Genomic DNA, 18,652 nt, shown 5'->3' with positions numbered 1-18,652 from the left:
GGAGGAGGTCACAGCGGGTGCTTTCATGTTCACCACCATCCCGGAGCCGGCGGTGCGGGGACCATCACGCCAGCCCTAGTCCCAAGGTCACGCCAGCCCTACCGCCCCGGTATGGCCAGCCCTACCCCGACGAGCCGTCAGGCCGAGGCCCCGCTGTCGATGACCAGGTCCGTGCCGACCACCGCGCCGGCCGCGGGCGAGGCGAGGTAGAGCACCGCGGCCGCGACCTCCTCGGCCTCCGCGACCCGGCCCAGCGGGGTGTCCCGCTTCATCCGCTCGGCCCGCTCGGCCTCCGTCTCGCCGGGCCGCAGCGACATCGTGGTGGCGGCGGCCCCGGGGCTGACCGCGTTGATGCGGATGCCCTGGGGGATGTGGTCGAGGGCGGCGGCGCGGGTGAGCGCGGACACCGCCGCCTTCGAGGTGATGTACGCGGCGAGGTTGGGGATCCGGTGGTGTACGCCCAGGTTGGAGGAGATGTTGACGATGGCGCCGCCGCCGTGGTCCTTCATGTGCGCGATCTCGTGCTTCATGGCCAGCCAGACGCCGGTGACGTTGGTCCGCTGCACCGCGTCCCAGTCCTCCTCGCTCACCTCGCCGACGGGCCCGGTGCCGCGCAGGATCCCGGCGTTGTTCACCGCGATGTCCAGCCCGCCGAACCGGGTGACGGTCTCCCGGACGAGCGCGCGGACCTGCCCGGAGTCGGTGACATCGGCCGCGACGGCGGCGGCCGTCCCGCCGACGGCCTCGATGAGCCTGACGGTCTCGTCCAGCGTGGCCGCGGTACGCCCCGCGGCGACCACGGACGCGCCCTCGGCGGCGAAGGCGAGCGCGATCGCGCGGCCGAGACCGGAGCCCGCGCCGGTGACGAGCGCGGTCTTGCCGGGGAAGCGGTTCATGGGTGACTCCTTGAGAGATGGGTGGGTGAGGTGATGGGTGACGGGTGATGCGGCATAGCGGTCCAGGACGGCAGCGGTTCAGGACGGCAGTGGTTCAGTGCGCCGGCTCAGCGCGGTGAGGGCGGCGAGCGCCACCAGGGCGGCCCCCGTCGCGGCCAGGGACGAGGCGTCGCCGCCGAGTGTGAGCAGGACGGCGAACAGGACGGTCGGGCCGAACTCCATCGCCGTGTTCATCACGCCGCCCGCGAGCCCGGCCTGCCCCCGCGGCACGCCGTCGGTGGCGAGTACGGCGGCGCCCGCGAAGGAGGCCGCCGTACCGATCGGCAGCAGCACAAGACCCGGCAGCAGCCCGTACGCGTACGGGGCGTCCGCGTCGAGCCCGCCGAGCGCGAGCAGGGCGAGCCCCGCGCCGCCCGCGCCGAGCCCGGCGGCGGTCACGGCCCGGGCCCCGTACCGCCCGATGAGTGGCCCCGCCGCGCGCCCCGAGGCGAGCAGCGCGACGGCGAACGGCACGAAGGCGGCCGAGGTCCGCAGCGCCGACCAGGCGCGCTCCTGCTGGAGGTGGAGGGAGAGGGTCACGAAGGTCATCGCGGTCCCGCAGGCGGTCAGCGCGATCGCCGAGAGCGCCAGCGCCCGCCGCCGGTCGAGCAGGAAGCGGGGCGGCAGCAGCGGGTCGCGGACGCGGCGCTCGGCGCCCCAGAACGCGGCGAGCAGCGCGGCCCCCGCGAGCAGCGGCACGAGCACGCCGGCCGACGACCAGGGGTGGCCGTCGGTGACCACGAGCCCGTAACTGGCCAGGGTGATGCCGCAGGTGGCGAGGAAGGCGCCCGGGAGGTCGAGCGCCCTGCCCCCGCACGGCTTGGTGTCCGGTAGCAGCCGCGGCGCGAGGGCGAGGGCGGCGCCGGCCACCACGAGCGGTACGGCGAAGTTCCAGCGCCACGACAGCAGGGTCGAGATGACGCCGGAGAGCAGATTGCCCGCGGTCGCGCCGAGCACCGAAAGACCGCCCCAGGTCGCCATCGCCCTGCCGTACGCGGCGGGGGCGGGGAAGACGGCGCGCAGCACGGCCATGGCGGCGGGCGCGCTGAGCGCCGCCCCCGCGCCCTGCGCGAACCGCGTCGCGAGCAGGGCCTCGATGCCGGGGGCGAGCGGAGCGGCGGCCGAGGCGGCGGCGAAGAGCGCGAGCCCCGCGGTGAGCGTCCGCCGTCCGCCGTACCGGTCGGCCAGGCGCCCGCCGAAGAGCAGCAGCCCGGCGAAGGTCAGCCCGTAGGCGGCGCTCAGCAGGATCAGGTCCGAGCGCTGGAGGCCGAATTCGCGCCCGATGCGGGGGAGCGGTACGGAGATCGCGGCGAGCGTGAAGATCAGTGTGGCCTGGACGCTGCCGAGCAGGGCGAAGGCGCCGCGCTGCCCGACGGTGGCGGCGTGGGCGGCATCTGTAGCGGTCATGGATCCCCCGATTATTGACCGAACGGTTTGTTATTGGGCTATGCGTAAGAGCGCTCGACCGGGTTTGGTGTGCGCGGCTCAGTCCAGCAGGGCCAGCGCCTGCTCGGCCGCGTCCCGGACCCTGGCCGGGTCCTCGGACGCCTTGCCGACCACTCGCAGCCCCTGCATCAGTACGAGCAGCATCCGGGCCAGCGCGCGCGGATCGCGGTCCTCGGGCAGCTCGCCCTGGGCTTGGGCGCGGATCAGCGCGGCGTACAGCGGGGTCTCGACATGCCCCCAGCTGATCTCGACCCGCCGGGCCACCGCGGGGTCGTGCGGGGCCAGTTCCGCCGCGCTGTTGGTGATGAAGCAGCCGCGGCGCCGGTCCTCCGGGGAGGTGGCCTCGGCGGCGAAGCCGCGCACCAGCGCCCGCACCGCGGGCAGCGCGGGGCCCGGCTGGGACAGGCCGCCCAGCAGGAGCGGGTCGCGTGTCTCGGCGTATCGGTCCAGGGCCTTCAGGTACAGCTCGTGCTTGTTGCCGAAGGTCGCGTAGATGCTGGCGCGGCCGATGCCCAGGTGCTCGACGAGGTCGGCCATCGACGTGGCTTCGTAGCCGCGCCGCCAGAACAGCTCAAGAGCCGACTGCAGCGCCGCGTCGGGGTCGAATTCCTTGGTCCTGGCCATGGCGCAGACTCTAGATGTAATGAGAACGATCGGTCAATAAAAGGCGCGCCGCGTGAGATCGTTGGGGCAATCGTTGGGGCAAGGAGGGAAGGACCGGCCGGCGCAGGGGGCGCTCCTCACCGGCCGGTCCGTCATCCCGTGCAGCGGGCAGACCGGTGTCAGGCCCTGCCGGCCGCTGTCCGCAGGGCAAGCCGGTGCTCGCCCGCGTACACGTTCATGGAGGCGCCGCGCAGAAAGCCGACCAGCGTCAGCCCGGTCTCGGCGGCCAGGTCCACGGCCAGCGACGAGGGCGCCGAGACGGCCGCGAGGACCGGGATCCCCGCCATGACCGCCTTCTGCGCGAGCTCGAAGGAGGCCCGGCCGGAGACCAGCAGCACGGCCCCGGACAGCGGCAGCAGCCCCTGCTGCAGCGCCCGCCCGACCAGCTTGTCCACCGCGTTGTGGCGGCCCACGTCCTCGCGTACGTCCAGCAGCTCGCCTTCCGGCGTGAACAGCGCGGCCGCGTGCAGCCCCCCGGTCCGGTCGAAGACGCGCTGCGCGGCGCGGAGCCGGTCGGGGAGGGAGGCGAGCGTCTCCGGGGCGATCCGCACCGGGGCGTGTCCGTCGTCGCCCACCGGCCAGCGGGCCGTGGTGCGCACCGCGTCCAGGCTGGCCTTGCCGCACAGCCCGCACGACGAGGTCGTATAGACGTTGCGCTCCAGGGTGATGTCGGGGACGGGGACGCCGGGCGCCAGCTTCACGTCCACCACGTTGTACGTGTTGGAGCCGTCCTCGGTCGCCCCCGCGCAGTAGACGATGTTCGCCAGCTCGTCCGCCCGCCCCAGGACCCCCTCGCTCACCAGGAATCCGGCGGCGAGCGCGAAGTCGTCACCCGGCGTGCGCATGGTGATCGCCAGCGGCTTTCCGTTCAGCCGGATCTCCAGCGGCTCCTCGGCGACGAGGGTGTCCGGGCGCGTGCTGACCGCGCCGTCCCGGATGCGGATGACGCGGCGGCGCTCGGTGACCCGTCCCATATAGATCAGTCCCGTCAGTCCCGGTTCTGCACGTGCTGGTAGCCGAAGCGGCCCTTGATGCAGAGATTGCCGTGGGTCACCGGGTTGTCGTGCGGTGAGGTGACCTTCACGATCTCATTGTCCTGCACATGGAGCGTGAGGTTGCAGCCGACGCCGCAGTAGGCGCACACGGTCGTGGTCTCGGTCTGCGCCGACTCGTCCCAGGTCCCGGCCGCCCGCATGTCGAACTCCGATTTGAAGCTGAGCGCTCCGGTCGGGCACACCTCGATGCAGTTGCCGCAGTAGACACAGGCCGAGTCGGTCAGCGGGGCGTCGTGCTCGGTGGAGATACGGGCGTCGAAGCCGCGGCCCGCGACCGCGATGGCGAAGGTGTTCTGCCACTGCTCACCACACGCGTCCACGCACTTGTAGCACAGGATGCACTTGTCGTAGTCGCGGACATAGAGGTCGTTGTCGACCTTCGGCTGCTCGTCCACCCGGGCGGCGTCCGGCCCGAAGCGGCCCGGCTCGGCCCCGTACTCCTCGATCCACTCGGCGGCGCGCGGCGTTGTCGACAGATCGGTCGAGGAGGCCAGCAGCTCCAGGACCACCTTTCGGCCGTGCCGGGCCCGGTCGGTGTCCGTGCGCACCTCCATGCCCGGCTCCACACGGCGCGAGCAGGCCGGGGCGAGGGTCCGCGCGCCCTCGACCTCCACGACGCACACCCGGCAGGCGTTCTTGGGGGTGAGCGTGTCGCCCTGGCACAGTGTCGGGACGTCCTTGCCCGAGGCGCGGCACGCGTCCAGGAGCGTGGACCCCTCGGGGGCGCGCACCGGCTCCCCGTCGAGCGTGAAGTCGACCAGGCGGCGCGGCGGCTGGAGCGGGACGGCGGTCATACGGGGGCTCCGTTCTGAGGGGCGTCGAAGACGCCGAGCCGGTCGATGGCGGATTCGACGGCGTTCCAGGCGGTCTGGCCCAGACCGCAGATCGAGGCGTCCCGCATCGCCTGCCCGACCTCCCGCAGCAGCGCGATGTCGCCGGCCGCGGCCGCCCCCGTACGGTCCTTGATCCGGTGCAGCGCCTCCTCCTGCCGCACGGTGCCCACCCGGCAGGGCACGCACTGGCCGCAGGACTCGTCGCGGAAGAACTCCGCGATGCGCAGCAGCACGCGCGGCAGCTCCACGTTCTCGTCGAGGACCAGCACCACCCCCGAGCCCAGCGTGGTGCCCGCGGCCCGGGTGCCCTCGAAGGTGAGCGGGACGTCCAGCTCGTCGGGGCGTACGAAGCCGCCCGCCGCCCCGCCGAGCAGCACCGCGCGCAGCACGGGTGGCGGTCCGGCGAGGTCGAGCAGCTCGCGGAGCGTGGCGCCGAACGGCAGCTCGTAGACGCCGGGGCGGTCCACGGCGCCGGAGACGCAGAACAGCTTGGTGCCGGTGGAGGACTCGGTACCGATGCTCGCGTACGCCTCGGCGCCCTCGGTCAGGATCGGCAGGACGTTGACCAGCGTCTCGACATTGTTGACCGCGGTCGGCTTGCCGAACAGGCCCTTCTCGACGGGGAACGGCGGCTTGCTGCGCGGCTCGCCGCGCCGCCCCTCGATCGAGTTGAAGATCGCGGTCTCCTCGCCGCAGATGTACGCGCCCGCGCCGCGCCGGATCTCGATGTCGAACGCGATCCCCTGGCCCAGCACGTCCGGGCCGAGCAGCCCGCGGGCGCGGGCCTGGCCGATGGCGTGCTCGAGGCGGGCGAGGGCGCGCGGGTACTCGCCCCGGAGGTAGAGGTAGCCGTGGTGGGCGCCGATCGCGTACCCGGCGATGGTCATGGCCTCGATCAGCGCGTACGGGTCGCCCTCCATCAGCACCCGGTCCTTGAACGTCCCCGGCTCGCTCTCGTCCGCGTTGCACACCAGGTAGTGCGGGTGGTCGGGCTGCCGGGCGGTGGCGTCCCACTTCCGCCCGGTCGGGAACGCGGCCCCGCCCCGCCCCACCAGACCCGCGTCGCTCACCTCGCGGATCACCCCGGCGGGCCCGAGCGCGAAGGCCCGCCGCAGAGCGGCGTAGCCGCCGTGGGCGCGGTAGTCGTCCAGGCTCGCCGGATCCACGGCCCCGACCCGCCGCAGCAGCCGCAGCCCGTGGGCCCCGCCCCCGCCCCCGGCCCCGGCCTGCGGGACGGCGGCCACGGCGGGTGGCTCGGCCGGTGCGTCCGCCACCGCGCGGGCGGCCTCGACGACGGCGGCGGGGGTGGCGGGGGCGACGACGGCGGTCGTGGGAGCCCCCGCGCGGATGGCGAGCGCCGCCGGGGCGCGCTCGCACAGGCCCAGGCACGGGCTCGGCTGCCAGACCGCACCGCCCGCCCGGGCCGACCCCGCCGCCCCCAGGTCGCGCTCAAGCCCCGCGCACACCTCGTCCGAGCCGCGGGCTGCGCAGGCCAGGTCCGTACAGACGTGGACGACAGTGGCCGGGCGGGGGCGGACCGAGAACATCGCGTAGAAGGTCGCCACGCCGTAGCCCTCGGCGGGCGGCACGGTCAGCCGGCGGCACAGATAGTCCAGCGCGCCCTCGCTGATCCAGCCCACGCGGTCGTTGATCGCGTGCAGCCCCGGCAACAGCAGGTCGCGCCGTTCGCGCGCCGCCCGCCCGCCGCGCGCCCAGCGCAGATCGCCTTCCGTACGGTCGTCGGCGCCCTCCCAGGCGGACTCGGGCGGGCCGAGCAGCGCGTCGACGGCGGCCCGCTCCTCGTCCGTCGGCTTGCTGTCACCGAAGCGCAGATCCACGCTCAGCTCCTCACATCGGCGGGCACGGGAAGCTTCTCGATCCGGATGGCCGACGCCTTGAACTCGGCCGTCCCGGCGATCGGGCAATTCGCCTCGATGGTCAGCGAGTTGGTGTCCACCTCGTCGGGGAAGTGCATGGTCATGAACGCGAGCCCGGGCCGCAGCCCCGGATCGATCCACACCGGAGCCACCACCGCGCCGCGCCGCGACGCCACGCGTACCTCCTCCTCGGCCACCACCCCGTAGCGGTCCGCGTCCTCCGGACACAGCTCGATGTACTCGCCGCGCCGCAGCGGGGAGGCGAAACCGCCGCTCTGCACCCCGGTGTTGTACGAGTCGAGGCGCCGCCCCGTGGTCAGCCGGATGGGGTAGCGGTCGTCGGTCAGGTCGACCGGCGGATCGTGTTTGACCGGGCCGAAGGGGGCGCGCGGCCCGCGCCGGGCCGGGTCCGCCGCCCACAGCCGCCCGTGCAGATAGCTGGGCTCCAGCCGGTCGGTGCTGGGGCAGGGCCACTGGATGCCGTGGTGTTCTGCGAGCCGCTCGTACGTCATCCCGAAGTGGTCGGGGGAGACGGCGCGCAGCTCGTTCCACACCTCCTCGGCGCCGGTGAACTTCCAGTCGTGGCCGAGTCGCCGGGCCAGTTCGCAGATGATGTCGATGTCCTCACGCGCCTCGCCCGGCGGATCCACCGCCTTGCGCACCCGCTGCACCCGCCGCTCGCTGTTGGTGGTCGTGCCGTCCGTCTCGCACCAGGCGGCGGTGGCGGGCAGCACGACATCGGCCAGCTCGGCGGTCTTCGTCAGAAAGATGTCCTGGACCACCAGGTGGTCCAGGGCCCGCAGCCTGCGGATGGCCTGCTCGCTGTCGGCCTCGGACTGGGCCGGGTTCTCGCCGACGCAGTAGACCGCGCGCAGCCGGCCCTCCTCCATCGCCTCGAACATCTCGGTGAGATTGAGCCCGTAGCGCGGCTGGATGACCACGTCCCACGCCGCCTCGAACTTCCCGCGGCTCGCCGGGTCCAGGATGTCCTGGAAGCCGGGCAGCCGGTTGGGGATGGCGCCCATGTCGCCACCGCCCTGCACGTTGTTCTGCCCGCGCAGTGGCTGCAGCCCGGAGCCGTGGCGGCCGACGTGGCCGGTCAGCAGGCACAGGTTGATCAGCGCCCGGACGTTGTCCGTGCCGTTGTGGTGTTCGGTGATGCCGAGCGTCCAGCAGAGCTGGGCGCGTTCGGCGGTGGCGTAGGCGTGCGCGAGGTCGCGGATCGCGGCGGCGGGCACGCCGGTGACCTTCTCGGCGACGGCCGGGGTCCAGGGCTCGACCTCGGCCGCGTACTCCTCGAAGCCGCTGGTCGCGCGGTCGATGAAGGCACGGTTGGCGAGCCCGGAGTGGATGATCTCGCGGCCGACGGCATGGGCGAGCGGGATGTCGGTGCCGACGTTGAGCCCCAGCCAGCTCTCCGCCCACTCGGCGGTGGAGGTGCGGCGCGGATCGACGGCGTACATCCGGGCGCCGTTGTGGATGCCCCTGAGCACGTGCTGGAAGAAGATGGGGTGCGCGAAGCGGGCGTTGGAGCCCCACATCACGATCAGATCGGTGTCCTCGACCTCGGCGTACGACGAGGTGCCGCCCCCGGAGCCGAAGACCGCCGACAGGCCCGCGACGCTGGGCGCGTGGCAGGTGCGGTTGCACGAGTCCACGTTGTTGGTGCCCATGACCACGCGCGTGAACTTCTGGGCCACGTAGTTCATCTCGTTGGTCGCGCGGGCGCAGGAGAACATGCCGAACGCGTCGGGCCCGTGCGTCCCGGTGGCGGCGGCGAACCCGGCGGCGGCCCGGTCGAGGGCCTCCACCCAGGTGGCGCGGCGCAGTTCGCCGCTCGCCGGGTCCCGTACGAGCGGGTGGGTGAGGCGGGGGTAGCGCCTGGGCTGTCGGTTGCGGTTACGGGCCACGACGGGCTCCTTATGGCAGCTCATACATCGTCGGCAACGCCGGCATCGTCGACAGGATATTGAATACAGTATGCCTGCTGAAGCGGTTAGGGAAGGCTGCGGAGCAGGCCCAGAGCGACCCCTTAAGCTGATCAAGCCAAGTGGCGTATGTCTGGCTAACGGCTCCCGGGCTGAGGAGAGTTGATGCGCAGAGGTCTGGAGCTGGTCGGGCGGTACCGGCTGGAGGCACCTCTCGGCCAGGGCGGTATGGGCGAGGTGTGGCAGGGCATCGACCTGCGCATGCGCCGCCCGGTCGCGGTGAAGATCCTGCCGCTGAGCGGGGCGGCCGACGAGGCCGCGATGACTCGGTTCCGGCGGGAGGCCGAATACGCCGCGGCGTTGAACCATCCGGGGATCACCACGGTCCACGACATCGGCGATCACAACGACGAAGGCCTGCGCCTCCTGTTCCTGGTGATGGAGCTGATGCGCGGGCGTGATCTGACCGCGGTACTGAAAGACCATCCGGGCGGGCTGCCCATCGCGCAGGTGACGGACTGGGCGGTGCAGATCCTCGACGCCCTCACCGCCGCCCACCGGCACGAGGTGGTGCACCGCGACATCAAACCGGCCAACCTCTTCCTGACCGACGACGGGCGGGTGAAGGTCTGCGACTTCGGAATCTCCCGGCTCGCGGACGCCACCCAGATCACCGCCACCGGGCTGTCCGTGGGGACTCCGCTCTACATGGCGCCCGAGCAGATCGAGGGCCACGCCGTCGACGCGCGCACTGACCTGTACGCCTTCGGCTGCGTGTTGTACCAACTGCTGACCGGGACCACGTGGGTGGAGACCGCCGACACCGGCTCAAGCGTCGGCGCCATCCTCCACCGGCATCTGAACCGAACCCCGGTGTCGCCGCAGTCCGTGCGGCCCGACATCGACGACCAGTTGAGCACCCTGGTACTGGATCTCCTGGCCAAACGGCCCGATGACCGGCCCGACGACGCATCCGCCGTGGCCGAACGCCTGCGTCGCCCGGAGCCCCATCCCGCCTCCGGCGGCGGGCCGCAGCCGATCCGCCCCGAACGGCGCGATGGCGACACACGGCTATGGGAGACCCGGACGGCCACCCCTCCGGCGGCGGGCCGCCCGGCGCCGGAGGTCAAGCACGGTGGCGGTACCGCGACCGGAGCGGTGGCGCTGGCGCTGTTGTGCCTTCCAGGGCTTCTGGTCCTTGTCATCAAGGCGACCGAATTCCTGGAAGAACCCGGTGCGCCGATGGGGTTGTTGTGGGCGAATCTGGTGGTGGGCGTGGTGGCGATGGTCATGCTCGCCACGGGTGCATGGCTGCTGTCCCGGCGCGCTCCGGCCGGGCGCCGGATCATCGCGGCAACCGGCGCCGTGGTGTTCCTGCAGGGTGCGAGCGCCAGTGCGCAAGCCTTTCTGACGGGCGCGAACCTGACGGAGGACTCGCCCATCTCAACGGTTGTCTTCGTCGTCGCCCCACTGACGGCCGTTGCGGCGGCTGCCGCCGTGGTCATGGCCGTACTCCCGTCCACCCGCGACTGGTGCATTCGTCGAAGCTAGATGTTGTCCCGTAACTGGTGTGGTTGTTGATGCGTTGGTCAGGCATGGGTGGGGTGATCTCAGCGGATGATCCGAAGTGGATCGAGCGCGCCGCTGTTCGGGATCTCGAAGTCGGCTGCGGACCGGATTCTTGATCATCTGGCGCCACTGCTGGCGATCTCACCGGTTCGCCGGATACGCAGGGACACCGTGTACATCGTGGACGGCACGCTGGTTCTTACCGGTGACCGCAGTATCGCGGCCTCGAGCAAGAACTACCGGTACTCGACCTACCTGCGGGTGGTCATCGACGCCAACAGCCGTTTGATGGTAGCCATCGGCGATCCGCTTCCCGGCAGCCGCAACGACTGCCGGGCCTTTACCGAATCCGGCGTCGACCGGGCCTGCCAAGGGGTGCCAGTGATCGCCGATGGCGGCTACCTGGGCACCGGACCGCTGATGCCGCACCGCAAGAGGCGAGGCCAGCAACAACTCAGCTCCCAGCAGGAAGCCGAGAACCAGGTCCACCGACGTGCGAGGGCCCGTGTCGAGCACGCCCCCAGAGACTGCCTCTCTTGAGCAGGGCGCAGCGGAACATGTACTCCGAGGCATGTCCGCGGCGCCCAAGCAAAGATCAGGCTTTTCTGTGAGCGGGCGGCAGGCGACAATACAGATCAACGAGGGACCACGGGACGGTTCCACCAGACAAAGAGGGGGACACATGATCTTCGTTGTTTCCATGGCGGTCGTGCTCGCGGCCGCAGTCGGGGCGTGCTTGGCCGTACTGCGGCACAGAGGCGGTTCGGGGCAACGCGGGGCACTGGAGCGTGCGGCAGCGGACCAGGGACTCGCACGAGGGCTGAGCGCCGCGAACACCATGAGGCAGAACGCGGGGCCCTGGGGGGCCTGATTCCTGGCCCAGCCAGCCAACTGCTCCACAACACGGCCCTCCGGGGGCGCTAACTGTCACCCCATACGGGACAACCTCAGTCCCGCGCGCGCATTCCGACAAGCAGGACGTCTCGCTGGGCACTGGCCCTTCACCAGCGGACAGGCCGACTGACGAGTCGTCATCAAATGACGGGTGCAATGCCAGTGAGGCTGTGGTGAGTTTGAGACGGCGACACGCCGAAGCGACGGCGTGTCGCCGTCTCAAACTCACCACAAGTCCATGCCTCGGCTGGGTAAGTCACTGGTATTGAGGTCAGGTGACGGGTTCGTGCGTCCTGAGTGGTTTCAGTGGAAGCTCGGCGAGCATCACGGTATACACCGGGGAGTCGGGGAAGGGCTGGCGCTTCCCCACCCTCCGGAAGCCCCAAGTCTCGTACAGGGCCTGCACCCGAGGGTGCTCCGTGTCGACGAGTAGCACCACGAGGTCCTCACCCCGCTCCTCCATGAGTGCACGGGTCAGGCGCTCGGCCAGCCCCGTCTTACGCCACTTCGTACGGACAGCCAGCTCGGAAAAGGAGAACGTGCGGCTCTTCTCCGGGGCCGGGTCGAGATGCTCACGCCACCATTCGCGACCGGGGTTAGCTGGGGCGCCGTAGGCGAAGCCCACTGCCTCGTCACCGGCGAACGCGATCATGCATGAGAATTCCGGGTGGCCGCCCCAGTGATCTACGAACCAGGGGAAGCGCTGGTTGAACTCGAAGTTCATCGCGTCCGCATAGGCGTCGGCGTGTACGTCGATCAGCGTCTGGCGTATCTCTGGAAGGTCCTCGTGGGTGAAGTGGCGGATGTCCAGTTCTGCGGCGCTCAAGCTCGGCTCCATTCTGATCGGTAGCGGTCTCCCCACTCTTGGGCGACGCTCGCGTCCGGCGCAAGGGTCATCAAGTCGCGGTAGTAGTCGCCGAGGAGGGACCGCAATCGGCCGGGAATCGGATGGCCTGCCATCAGCCCGAAGACCGTGGAGGCGGTGGCGCACGCCTGGTCGATGTCGCGCTGGTGGAGCTGGGCCAGGGCGAGCCGTGCCGTGGTCATAGCACGATTGCGGTGGAACTGCTTGGGGATGGTGGCCAGAGCCCGGTGCGAGGCGGCCTCGGCCTCCGCGGGATCGCCGATCCGCTCCTGGATGATGGCAGTGAGGGCGGCCAGCTCGGCAGGCCCGTAGAAGGCGACCCAGCTCGGCCGGGGCTCATCGAAGGACGCCTTGTCCAGTGCCTCGTGGGCATACCCGAGGGACCGTAAGGCGGCTTGTCGGTCCAGGTACGAGTGCCCGACGGCCGTGCGGGCATGCGCGAGGGAGGCGAACAGCGGGTCCCGCCGCGTGATAGCGGTGTGCTGGGCGGCCTGTGCGGAGCCGACGGCGTCGGCGTACTCCCCGCGCTCGCGGGCCAGCATCGCGTACAAGTTCCAGACATCCAGCTCGGCGATGGGGTCGTTCGCCATCCCGGCGAGGTAGAGCGCCTTGTCCAGGAGAGCTTGGGCCCGGTCGGGCTGCCGGGCGTCCAGAGCGCTCCACGCCGCAGCTGTGGTGTATTCGGCGGCGATGCCGAACAGCCGCAGCCGGATGCGCTGGGAGGCCCCCAGCTTCTGCTTCTCCAGCGTCTCGGCGGCCCCGGCGAGGGCCGCGCGCTCCAAACCGTCGTGGCCTCCCCATTTCTGGTCCAGGGCCGTCAGGGCGTCCAGGCCCGAGCGGAGCCGGATCACATCGGAGGTGCCTACGGAATGCTGTGCGACGAGAGGTACGACAACCGCGGCCGTCGTACCAGTGGTGGCAGTCAGGAAATTCCTGCGCCTCACGGGTTCCTCCGGTTGTGTGGTGGGGTGTCTTCGGGCCGGTGGGACGAATCCCAGTTCTTCGGCAGTACATCCGAATACTGCCTCTAACGCCGCCCTCTGCCGAGGGTGCGGCCAGCGGGTTTTTCCGGTCAGCCAGTTGCGGACCGTCCGGTCGCTGACCGTGCCTTCGTAGCCGTTGCTGAGCAGGTGAGTGTTCACCGCGTCCGCCAACTCGGCCTGGGTGAGTCCGCTCTCCTGCATGGAGCTGATGAGTCTCTCGTTCCCCTCCATGTACCCACCGTAGCCATGCGGGTCCCCTCTGTGAGAGGAGTAGGTCAAGAAATTACCGGCTGGGTGGTTTGCGCACCCCGGCGATGTTTCCTCCCTCGGTGCGGCGCGCCGTCGTTCACTCGGACAAGGCCGCTCACTTCGCACCTACTGAGGTCCTGATGACTGTGACCGCTACGCCTCGCCCCACAGGGCACCCCGGATATTCTCAGACCATGCGCCGCGTACCTGAGAGCGCAGAAGTCGCCCGCAAACTGGTACGAGCCGCACTGACTGCCTGGGGTCAGGAGGACCTGATCGAGGACGCCGTGCTGGTGATCACCGAGCTGGTTTCCAACGCCGTCAACCACGCCCGTCTGGAGTCGATCCGGGTCGTCGTCACCCGACCGTCCGAGAAGTTCGTCCGCCTCGGCGTCGTGGACCGGTCCCGGACCATGCCTCTTATGCGGACGGACTCCAATGGCGACAACACCCGAGGTCGAGGGCTTCTACTGGTCGATGCACTCACAGACCGATGGGGGACGGACCGGTACCGCTGGGGCAAGCACGTCTGGGGTGAGATGCGGTGCAAGCCGGTTCCGGAGCACGATCACCTCGACCCGTGATCCTGCCGCTCAACGTCGAAACCGGCTGGTGAACTCCGCGAGACTCCCTCTCCGGACCGAGCCCCAGGGGCTCCCCCGGCCGGGCGACGGGACGAAGAGGCCCTGGCCCGTTACGTTCGGGCGGCCAGGGCCTCTGCCTACGGATCCGCCAGTGGCGCAAATCCGCCCGGACACGGTGGGGTTCGGCTCAGCCGGTGAAGAGCTGGCTGGCCTTGCGGACGAGCTCGTAGACCCCGTAGCCGAACGGGAGGACCACCCAGGCCCAGACGGCCACGGTCAGCGCCGTGCGGTTCTTCATCGGTCCGTACCCTTCTCGGCGGGGGTGGATTCCCGGGTGTCGGTTGGCTCTGCGGCGGGCTCGTGGAAGCGTGGATGGACCGGCCGGATCAGCTCGTTGGCCACGAAGCCCACGGCGAGCAGGCCGATCATGATGGTCAGGGAGAGCGAGTAGAGCCCGGGGCCGGTGTGTCCGGCCTCCTTCTGGTGGTCGGCGACCTTGTTGACGATGAACGGGCCGAGGACCCCCGCCAGCGACCAGGCCGTCAGCAGCCGCCCGTGGATCGCGCCCACCTGGTAGGTGCCGAAGAGGTCCTTCAGATACGCCGGTACGGTCGCGAACCCGCCGCCGTAGAAGGACAGGATCACCAGCGCGCAGACCACGAACAGCGGCTTGGAGGAGTCCCCGAGCTGTGCGATCGCCAGATACATCAGCGCGCCCACGCCCAGGTAGATCCGGTACATGCTCTTGCGGCCTATCAGGTCCGAGGTCGAGGACCACAGGATCCGCCCGGTCATGTTCGCCGCCGACAGCAGGGCCACGAAGCCCGCGGCGGCGGAGGTGGAAATCGAGGTGGAGGTGTCCGCGAAGTAGTCCGTGATCATCGGCGCGGCCTTCTCCAGGATGCCGATGCCCGCGGTGACGTTCATGCACAGCACGACCCACAGGCACCAGAACTGCGGGGTGCGGATGGCGTTGCGGGCCGAGACGTCGGCGGTGCTGACCAGGCGGCCCGGCGTGCTCGACGGCTCCCAGCCGGCCGGCCGCCAGCCGTCCGGCGGCACCCGTACCAGCAGCACGCCGAGCGCCATGAAGGCCCCGTAGGTGAGCCCGTGCACCAGGAAGGTGGACGCGATGCCGGAGCTGTCCGTGCCGAACTCCTCCAGCAGCCGGGTCGACCAGGGCGAGGCGATGAGCGCGCCGCCGCCGAAGCCCATGATGGCGATGCCGGTGGCCATCCCCGGGCGGTCGGGGAACCACTTCATCAGCGTCGAGACCGGGGAGATGTAGCCGATGCCGAGGCCGATGCCGCCGATGAAGCCGTAGCCGAGCACGACCAGCCAGTACTGGCTGGTGGCGGCGCCCAGCGCGGCGACGAGGAAGCCGGAGGAGAAGCAGACCAGGGACACGAACATCGCCCAGCGCGGGCCGTTGCGCTCGACCAGTGTGCCGCCGAAGGCGGCCGAGAGGCCCAGCATCACGATGCCCAGCTGGAAGGGGAGTGCGCTCGCCGTCCCCGACAGGTCGAGCGAGGACTCCAGCGGTGGCTTGAACACGCTCCAGGCGTACGCCTGGCCGATGGCGAGGTGGACGGACAGCGCGGCGGGCGGGACCAGCCAGCGGCTCCAGCCCGGCGGTGCGAGGGTGCGGGAGCGGTCGAGGAAGGCGAGGCGGGGAGTGGAGGGCATGGCCTGGACTTTAAGTAATTCGGCCACTGCCTGACCAGATGTCAGACGGTCAATGCGTGGACAGTATGAGTAAACTGTAGACAATAACCAATCGGGGGAGCCTGTCCGCCGAGGGAGCCCGAGTAGCCGAGAAGCCCGAGTCGACGAATCCGAAGGGGGCCCGATGCTGGCCAGAGGACTGCCGCAGGGCGCGGTGCCGAAGCTGGAACGGCCGGGGCCGCTCCGCGAGCGCGTCTACGAGGCACTGCTGGAGCTGATCACCACCCGCGCCCTGCGCCCGGGCCAGCACCTCGTCGAGAGCGAGCTCGCCGGCCATCTCGGAGTCTCCCGCCAGCCGGTGCGCGAGGCGCTCCAGCGGCTGAACACGGAGGGCTGGGTGGATCTGCGCCCCGCCCAGGGCGCGTTCGTCCACGAGCCCACCGAGGAGGAGGCCGACCAGCTGCTCACGGTCCGCACCCTCCTGGAGGCCGAGGCCGCCCGGCTGGCCGCCGCGCACGCCGGGCCGTCCGGGGTCGAGGCCCTGGAGGAGCTGTGCGCCAAGGGCGAGCGCGCGGTGCTCGCGGATGATGTGGACGGCGCGGTCGCGGCGAACGCGGAGTTCCACGCCAAGGTGATGGAGCTCGCGGGAAACGCGGTCCTGGCCGAGCTGGCCGCCCAGGTGGACCGCCGGGTCCGCTGGTACTACACTCCGGTGGCCCGCCAGCGCGGCAAGCAGTCCTGGATCGAACACCGCGAGCTGATCGCGGCCATCTCCGCCCGCGACGAACAGCGCGCCACGGACGTCATGCGCGCCCACACCGAGCACACCCGGCGTACGTACCACGAGCGCGAGCGCGACGGCGACTGATCGGTCCTTGGGCCGTCTCAGCCGGCCCAGACCGTGCCTGGTTCATCGGTGATCTCGCCCCGCAGCAGTACGATGAAGGCGTCGGCGAACTTCAGCATGGGGCCCGTGTCCAAGTCTCCGATGAAGTACGAACCTTCGCCGCCTGTGCCGAAGCCGTTCACGACATCCTTGGGGATCGCTGGTGCCCATCGCAGCAGCCGCGGGCCGTTGTGGCTTGGAAGCGCCAGTGGTCCTGAGCCGCGTCGAGCCACGCCGGACGCTCGGTGACTTGGGCGGCTTCCTCGGACAGGAGGTGGAGCCACACCTCGACGTGGCCATCACGAGCCCAGAAGCCGCGCTCGGGGTAAGTGGTGTACGAGCTTCCCATGGCGCGCCTCACCCCATGCGGTCGACCGCTTCCTTGGCCTCCTTCAGATCCGCCCCGGTGATCTCCCGGTAGGCCTTGACGGCGTGGATCTTCCTTCCCTCCCCGACGAGAGCCCGTACCCGCTCCAGCTCCGGCTGGGGTTCCTGGATGCCCAGGTGATCGAGGATCAGGTCGACCTTGCGGGTCAGCTGTGCGGTCCTGCGGTTCGCCCTGTCGATCCTGCGCTCGATGGACGACCACATCAGGCCGATCAGCGGGATGAGCATGAATACGGCAATCTCCATGGCCGCGATCCTAACGATCACAGGGGGAAGCGGAATCGGGACGGCGGCACGCCCGTGGTGCCAGGCGTGCCGCCGTCCCGGATCCGCCGCCGTCGGACGGCCGTCCTCACACCGACGTCCTCACACCGACGTCCTCACGCCACCGTCAGACCGCCTCCCGGCTGATCGGCTGCGGGTTGGGCGCGATGTCCCGGATCCGTGGTCGGCCCGGCTGGCGCAGCAGCAGAGCGACCCCGGCCGCCACTATGGAGATGCCTCCGGCCAGCGCGTACGCACCGTCGTAGCCCCAGTCGTCGACCACCATGGAGCCGAGGCCGCCGCCGAACAGCCCGCTGACCAGCTTTCCGCTGTACACCAGGCCGTAGTTGGTGGCGTTGTAGTTCTCGCCGAAGTAGTCCGGGGTCAGGGCGGCGAACATCGGGTAGAAGGCGCCGCCGCCGAAGCCGGAGAGGAAGGCGAAGAAGAGGAACAGCGCCTCGTTGTGCAGGTTCCCGGCCCAGATCACGCCGAACTGCGCGAGCCCGAGGACCAGGATCACGAACACCAGGGTGTTCTTGCGCCCCCAGATGTCCGACAGCCAGCCCACGACCCCGCGCCCCACGCCGTTGATGACGGACATGAGGCCCATCGACGAGGCCGCGACCAGCGGGCCGAAGCCCACGTCCTTGGCGTAGTCGACCTGGAAGGAGATGCCGAAGATGGACACTCCGGCCGTCATCACGAGGGACAGCCACATCAGTGGCAGCACTCCCGTCCTGATGGCCTCCTTGGGCGTGTACTGCCGCACCGCGGGCGGGTTCTTGGCCAGGCTCGCCGCGGTCTTGGCGTTGCCGCTGAAGCGGATCGGGTCGATGTGCGCGGGCCACCAGTTCTTGGGCGGGTCCTTGAAGAACCAGGCGCAGACCGCCACCACGATCAGCACATAGACACCGATGAGGTCGAGCACCTCGTTGTAGTTTCCGGTGTCGAACCAGTAGTTGAAGATGAAGATGAACGGCAGCGCGCCGTACGCGAAGCCGCCGTTGACGAAACCGGTCTTCGCGCCGCGCCGCTCCGGGAACCACTTGCCCACCATGTTGATGCAGGTGGCGTAGACGAGCCCGGAGCCCAGCCCCCCGATGACGCCGAAGCCGCAGATCGCGGCGGCAACGTTGTCGAGGTGGGAGAGGGCGAGGAAGCCGACCAGACACAGCGCCGACCCGATGAACATCGCCCTGCGGGCGGTCAGTATCCCCCTCTCCCGCAGCCAGCCGGCCGGGAAGGCGATCCCCGCCTGGAAGAACACCCACACGCTCAGGATCCAGAAGGTGTTGCTCTGGCTCCAGCCGTGTGCCTCGGAGAGCGTGTCCTCGGCCGACCCGTACGCGTACTCGGACACGCTGATGGCCATCATCGCGATCCACGGCAGATAGACCATCAACTTCCGGCTGTGGCCGAGAATGTCGCGGTCCGTCTCGCCGACGCGGTAGACGCGCCCCTTGCCGTCCTGCACTTCCCGGAACGGCACGGTTCCATCCCGGTGTTGCTCTGTGCTCATGACGTCCCCTTGGCTTCGAAGGAACTGGCCAGCGCCCCCTGTCCAAACTC

Annotated in this window: 17 protein-coding genes and 1 pseudogene; 4 read left to right on the top strand and 14 right to left on the bottom strand. The window is 70.4% G+C overall.

The features are described from left to right. Positions 1-137: 137 nt before the first annotated feature. The 7 genes from ACWY4P_RS11765 to ACWY4P_RS11735 all read right to left on the bottom strand — a co-directional run bounded on the left by ACWY4P_RS11765 (position 138) and on the right by ACWY4P_RS11735 (position 8,743). A complete protein-coding gene (locus ACWY4P_RS11765; RefSeq protein WP_456210477.1) occupies positions 138-896 on the bottom strand; it encodes an SDR family NAD(P)-dependent oxidoreductase in 759 nt (252 codons plus the stop codon). A gap of 78 nt (positions 897-974) precedes the next feature. Further along, positions 975-2,342 carry an MFS transporter gene (locus tag ACWY4P_RS11760; protein ID WP_456210476.1) on the bottom strand — a complete coding sequence of 456 codons (1,368 nt, stop codon included), beginning with the start codon at positions 2,340-2,342 and terminating at the stop codon, positions 975-977. Positions 2,343-2,420: 78 nt separating this feature from the next. Beyond that, positions 2,421-3,005 carry a TetR/AcrR family transcriptional regulator gene (locus tag ACWY4P_RS11755; protein ID WP_456210475.1) on the bottom strand — a complete coding sequence of 195 codons (585 nt, stop codon included), beginning with the start codon at positions 3,003-3,005 and terminating at the stop codon, positions 2,421-2,423. Between the two features lie 158 nt (positions 3,006-3,163). Further along, positions 3,164-4,018 carry a formate dehydrogenase accessory sulfurtransferase FdhD gene (fdhD, locus tag ACWY4P_RS11750; RefSeq protein WP_456210474.1) on the bottom strand — a complete coding sequence of 285 codons (855 nt, stop codon included), beginning with the start codon at positions 4,016-4,018 and terminating at the stop codon, positions 3,164-3,166. A 14-nt stretch (positions 4,019-4,032) separates the two neighbouring features. Next, positions 4,033-4,893, bottom strand: coding sequence for a 2Fe-2S iron-sulfur cluster-binding protein (locus ACWY4P_RS11745; protein WP_456210472.1), 861 nt, complete (start codon positions 4,891-4,893; stop codon positions 4,033-4,035). After that, complete coding sequence (locus ACWY4P_RS11740) at positions 4,890-6,770, bottom strand: NAD(P)H-dependent oxidoreductase subunit E (RefSeq protein WP_456210470.1); 1,881 nt, start codon at positions 6,768-6,770, stop codon at positions 4,890-4,892. Before ACWY4P_RS11740 ends, ACWY4P_RS11745 begins: the two co-directional genes overlap by 4 nt. 2 nt (positions 6,771-6,772) lie before the next feature. Then, a complete protein-coding gene (locus ACWY4P_RS11735) occupies positions 6,773-8,743 on the bottom strand; it encodes a molybdopterin oxidoreductase family protein (RefSeq protein ID WP_456210468.1) in 1,971 nt (656 codons plus the stop codon). 159 nt (positions 8,744-8,902) lie between these two features. Here ACWY4P_RS11735 and ACWY4P_RS11730 point away from each other — a divergent pair, with 159 nt between their 5' ends. Together ACWY4P_RS11730 and ACWY4P_RS11725 are read left to right on the top strand one after the other, a co-directional pair. Then, positions 8,903-10,288 (top strand): serine/threonine-protein kinase, encoded by a 1,386-nt coding sequence (locus tag ACWY4P_RS11730; protein ID WP_456210466.1) that lies wholly within the window; start codon positions 8,903-8,905, stop codon positions 10,286-10,288. 87 nt (positions 10,289-10,375) lie between these two features. Next, positions 10,376-10,825, top strand: a pseudogene (locus ACWY4P_RS11725) (transposase); the annotation flags it as partial. A gap of 646 nt (positions 10,826-11,471) precedes the next feature. Here the strand turns inward: ACWY4P_RS11725 and ACWY4P_RS11720 are convergent. Continuing rightward, positions 11,472-12,038 (bottom strand): GNAT family N-acetyltransferase, encoded by a 567-nt coding sequence (locus tag ACWY4P_RS11720; protein WP_456210464.1) that lies wholly within the window; start codon positions 12,036-12,038, stop codon positions 11,472-11,474. Continuing rightward, positions 12,023-12,916, bottom strand: coding sequence for a hypothetical protein (locus tag ACWY4P_RS11715; protein WP_456210462.1), 894 nt, complete (start codon positions 12,914-12,916; stop codon positions 12,023-12,025). Before ACWY4P_RS11715 ends, ACWY4P_RS11720 begins: the two co-directional genes overlap by 16 nt. A gap of 575 nt (positions 12,917-13,491) precedes the next feature. Between ACWY4P_RS11715 and ACWY4P_RS11710 the strand changes: the two genes are divergently transcribed. Beyond that, the gene (locus ACWY4P_RS11710; protein WP_456210460.1) at positions 13,492-13,881 is read left to right on the top strand and encodes an ATP-binding protein; all 390 of its coding nucleotides are present in this window, start codon (positions 13,492-13,494) and stop codon (positions 13,879-13,881) included. A gap of 187 nt (positions 13,882-14,068) precedes the next feature. Here ACWY4P_RS11710 and ACWY4P_RS11705 read toward each other — a convergent pair whose 3' ends face one another. Continuing rightward, complete coding sequence (locus tag ACWY4P_RS11705; protein ID WP_456210458.1) at positions 14,069-14,179, bottom strand: MFS transporter small subunit; 111 nt, start codon at positions 14,177-14,179, stop codon at positions 14,069-14,071. Continuing rightward, on the bottom strand, positions 14,176-15,567 hold the full coding sequence (locus ACWY4P_RS11700; RefSeq protein ID WP_456210456.1) for an L-lactate MFS transporter: 1,392 nt from the start codon (positions 15,565-15,567) through the stop codon (positions 14,176-14,178). The genes ACWY4P_RS11705 and ACWY4P_RS11700 overlap by 4 nt, the downstream gene beginning before the upstream one ends. A 163-nt stretch (positions 15,568-15,730) precedes the next feature. Here ACWY4P_RS11700 and ACWY4P_RS11695 point away from each other — a divergent pair, with 163 nt between their 5' ends. Beyond that, positions 15,731-16,414: a GntR family transcriptional regulator gene (locus ACWY4P_RS11695; RefSeq protein ID WP_456210454.1), complete on the top strand. Its 684-nt coding sequence runs from the start codon at positions 15,731-15,733 to the stop codon at positions 16,412-16,414. Positions 16,415-16,431: 17 nt separating this feature from the next. Here ACWY4P_RS11695 and ACWY4P_RS11690 read toward each other — a convergent pair whose 3' ends face one another. The 3 genes from ACWY4P_RS11690 to ACWY4P_RS11680 all read right to left on the bottom strand — a co-directional run bounded on the left by ACWY4P_RS11690 (position 16,432) and on the right by ACWY4P_RS11680 (position 18,602). Then, complete coding sequence (locus ACWY4P_RS11690; protein WP_456210452.1) at positions 16,432-16,575, bottom strand: hypothetical protein; 144 nt, start codon at positions 16,573-16,575, stop codon at positions 16,432-16,434. Positions 16,576-16,789: 214 nt separating this feature from the next. After that, positions 16,790-17,065: a ribosomal protein L7/L12 gene (locus ACWY4P_RS11685; RefSeq protein WP_456210450.1), complete on the bottom strand. Its 276-nt coding sequence runs from the start codon at positions 17,063-17,065 to the stop codon at positions 16,790-16,792. 145 nt (positions 17,066-17,210) lie between these two features. Further along, a complete protein-coding gene (locus ACWY4P_RS11680; protein WP_456210448.1) occupies positions 17,211-18,602 on the bottom strand; it encodes an OFA family MFS transporter in 1,392 nt (463 codons plus the stop codon). Between the last annotated feature and the right edge of the window lie 50 nt (positions 18,603-18,652).

It is taken from the genome of Streptomyces sp. LZ34, assembly GCF_053890475.1.
This window is presented reverse-complemented; position numbering and strand designations above follow the sequence as displayed.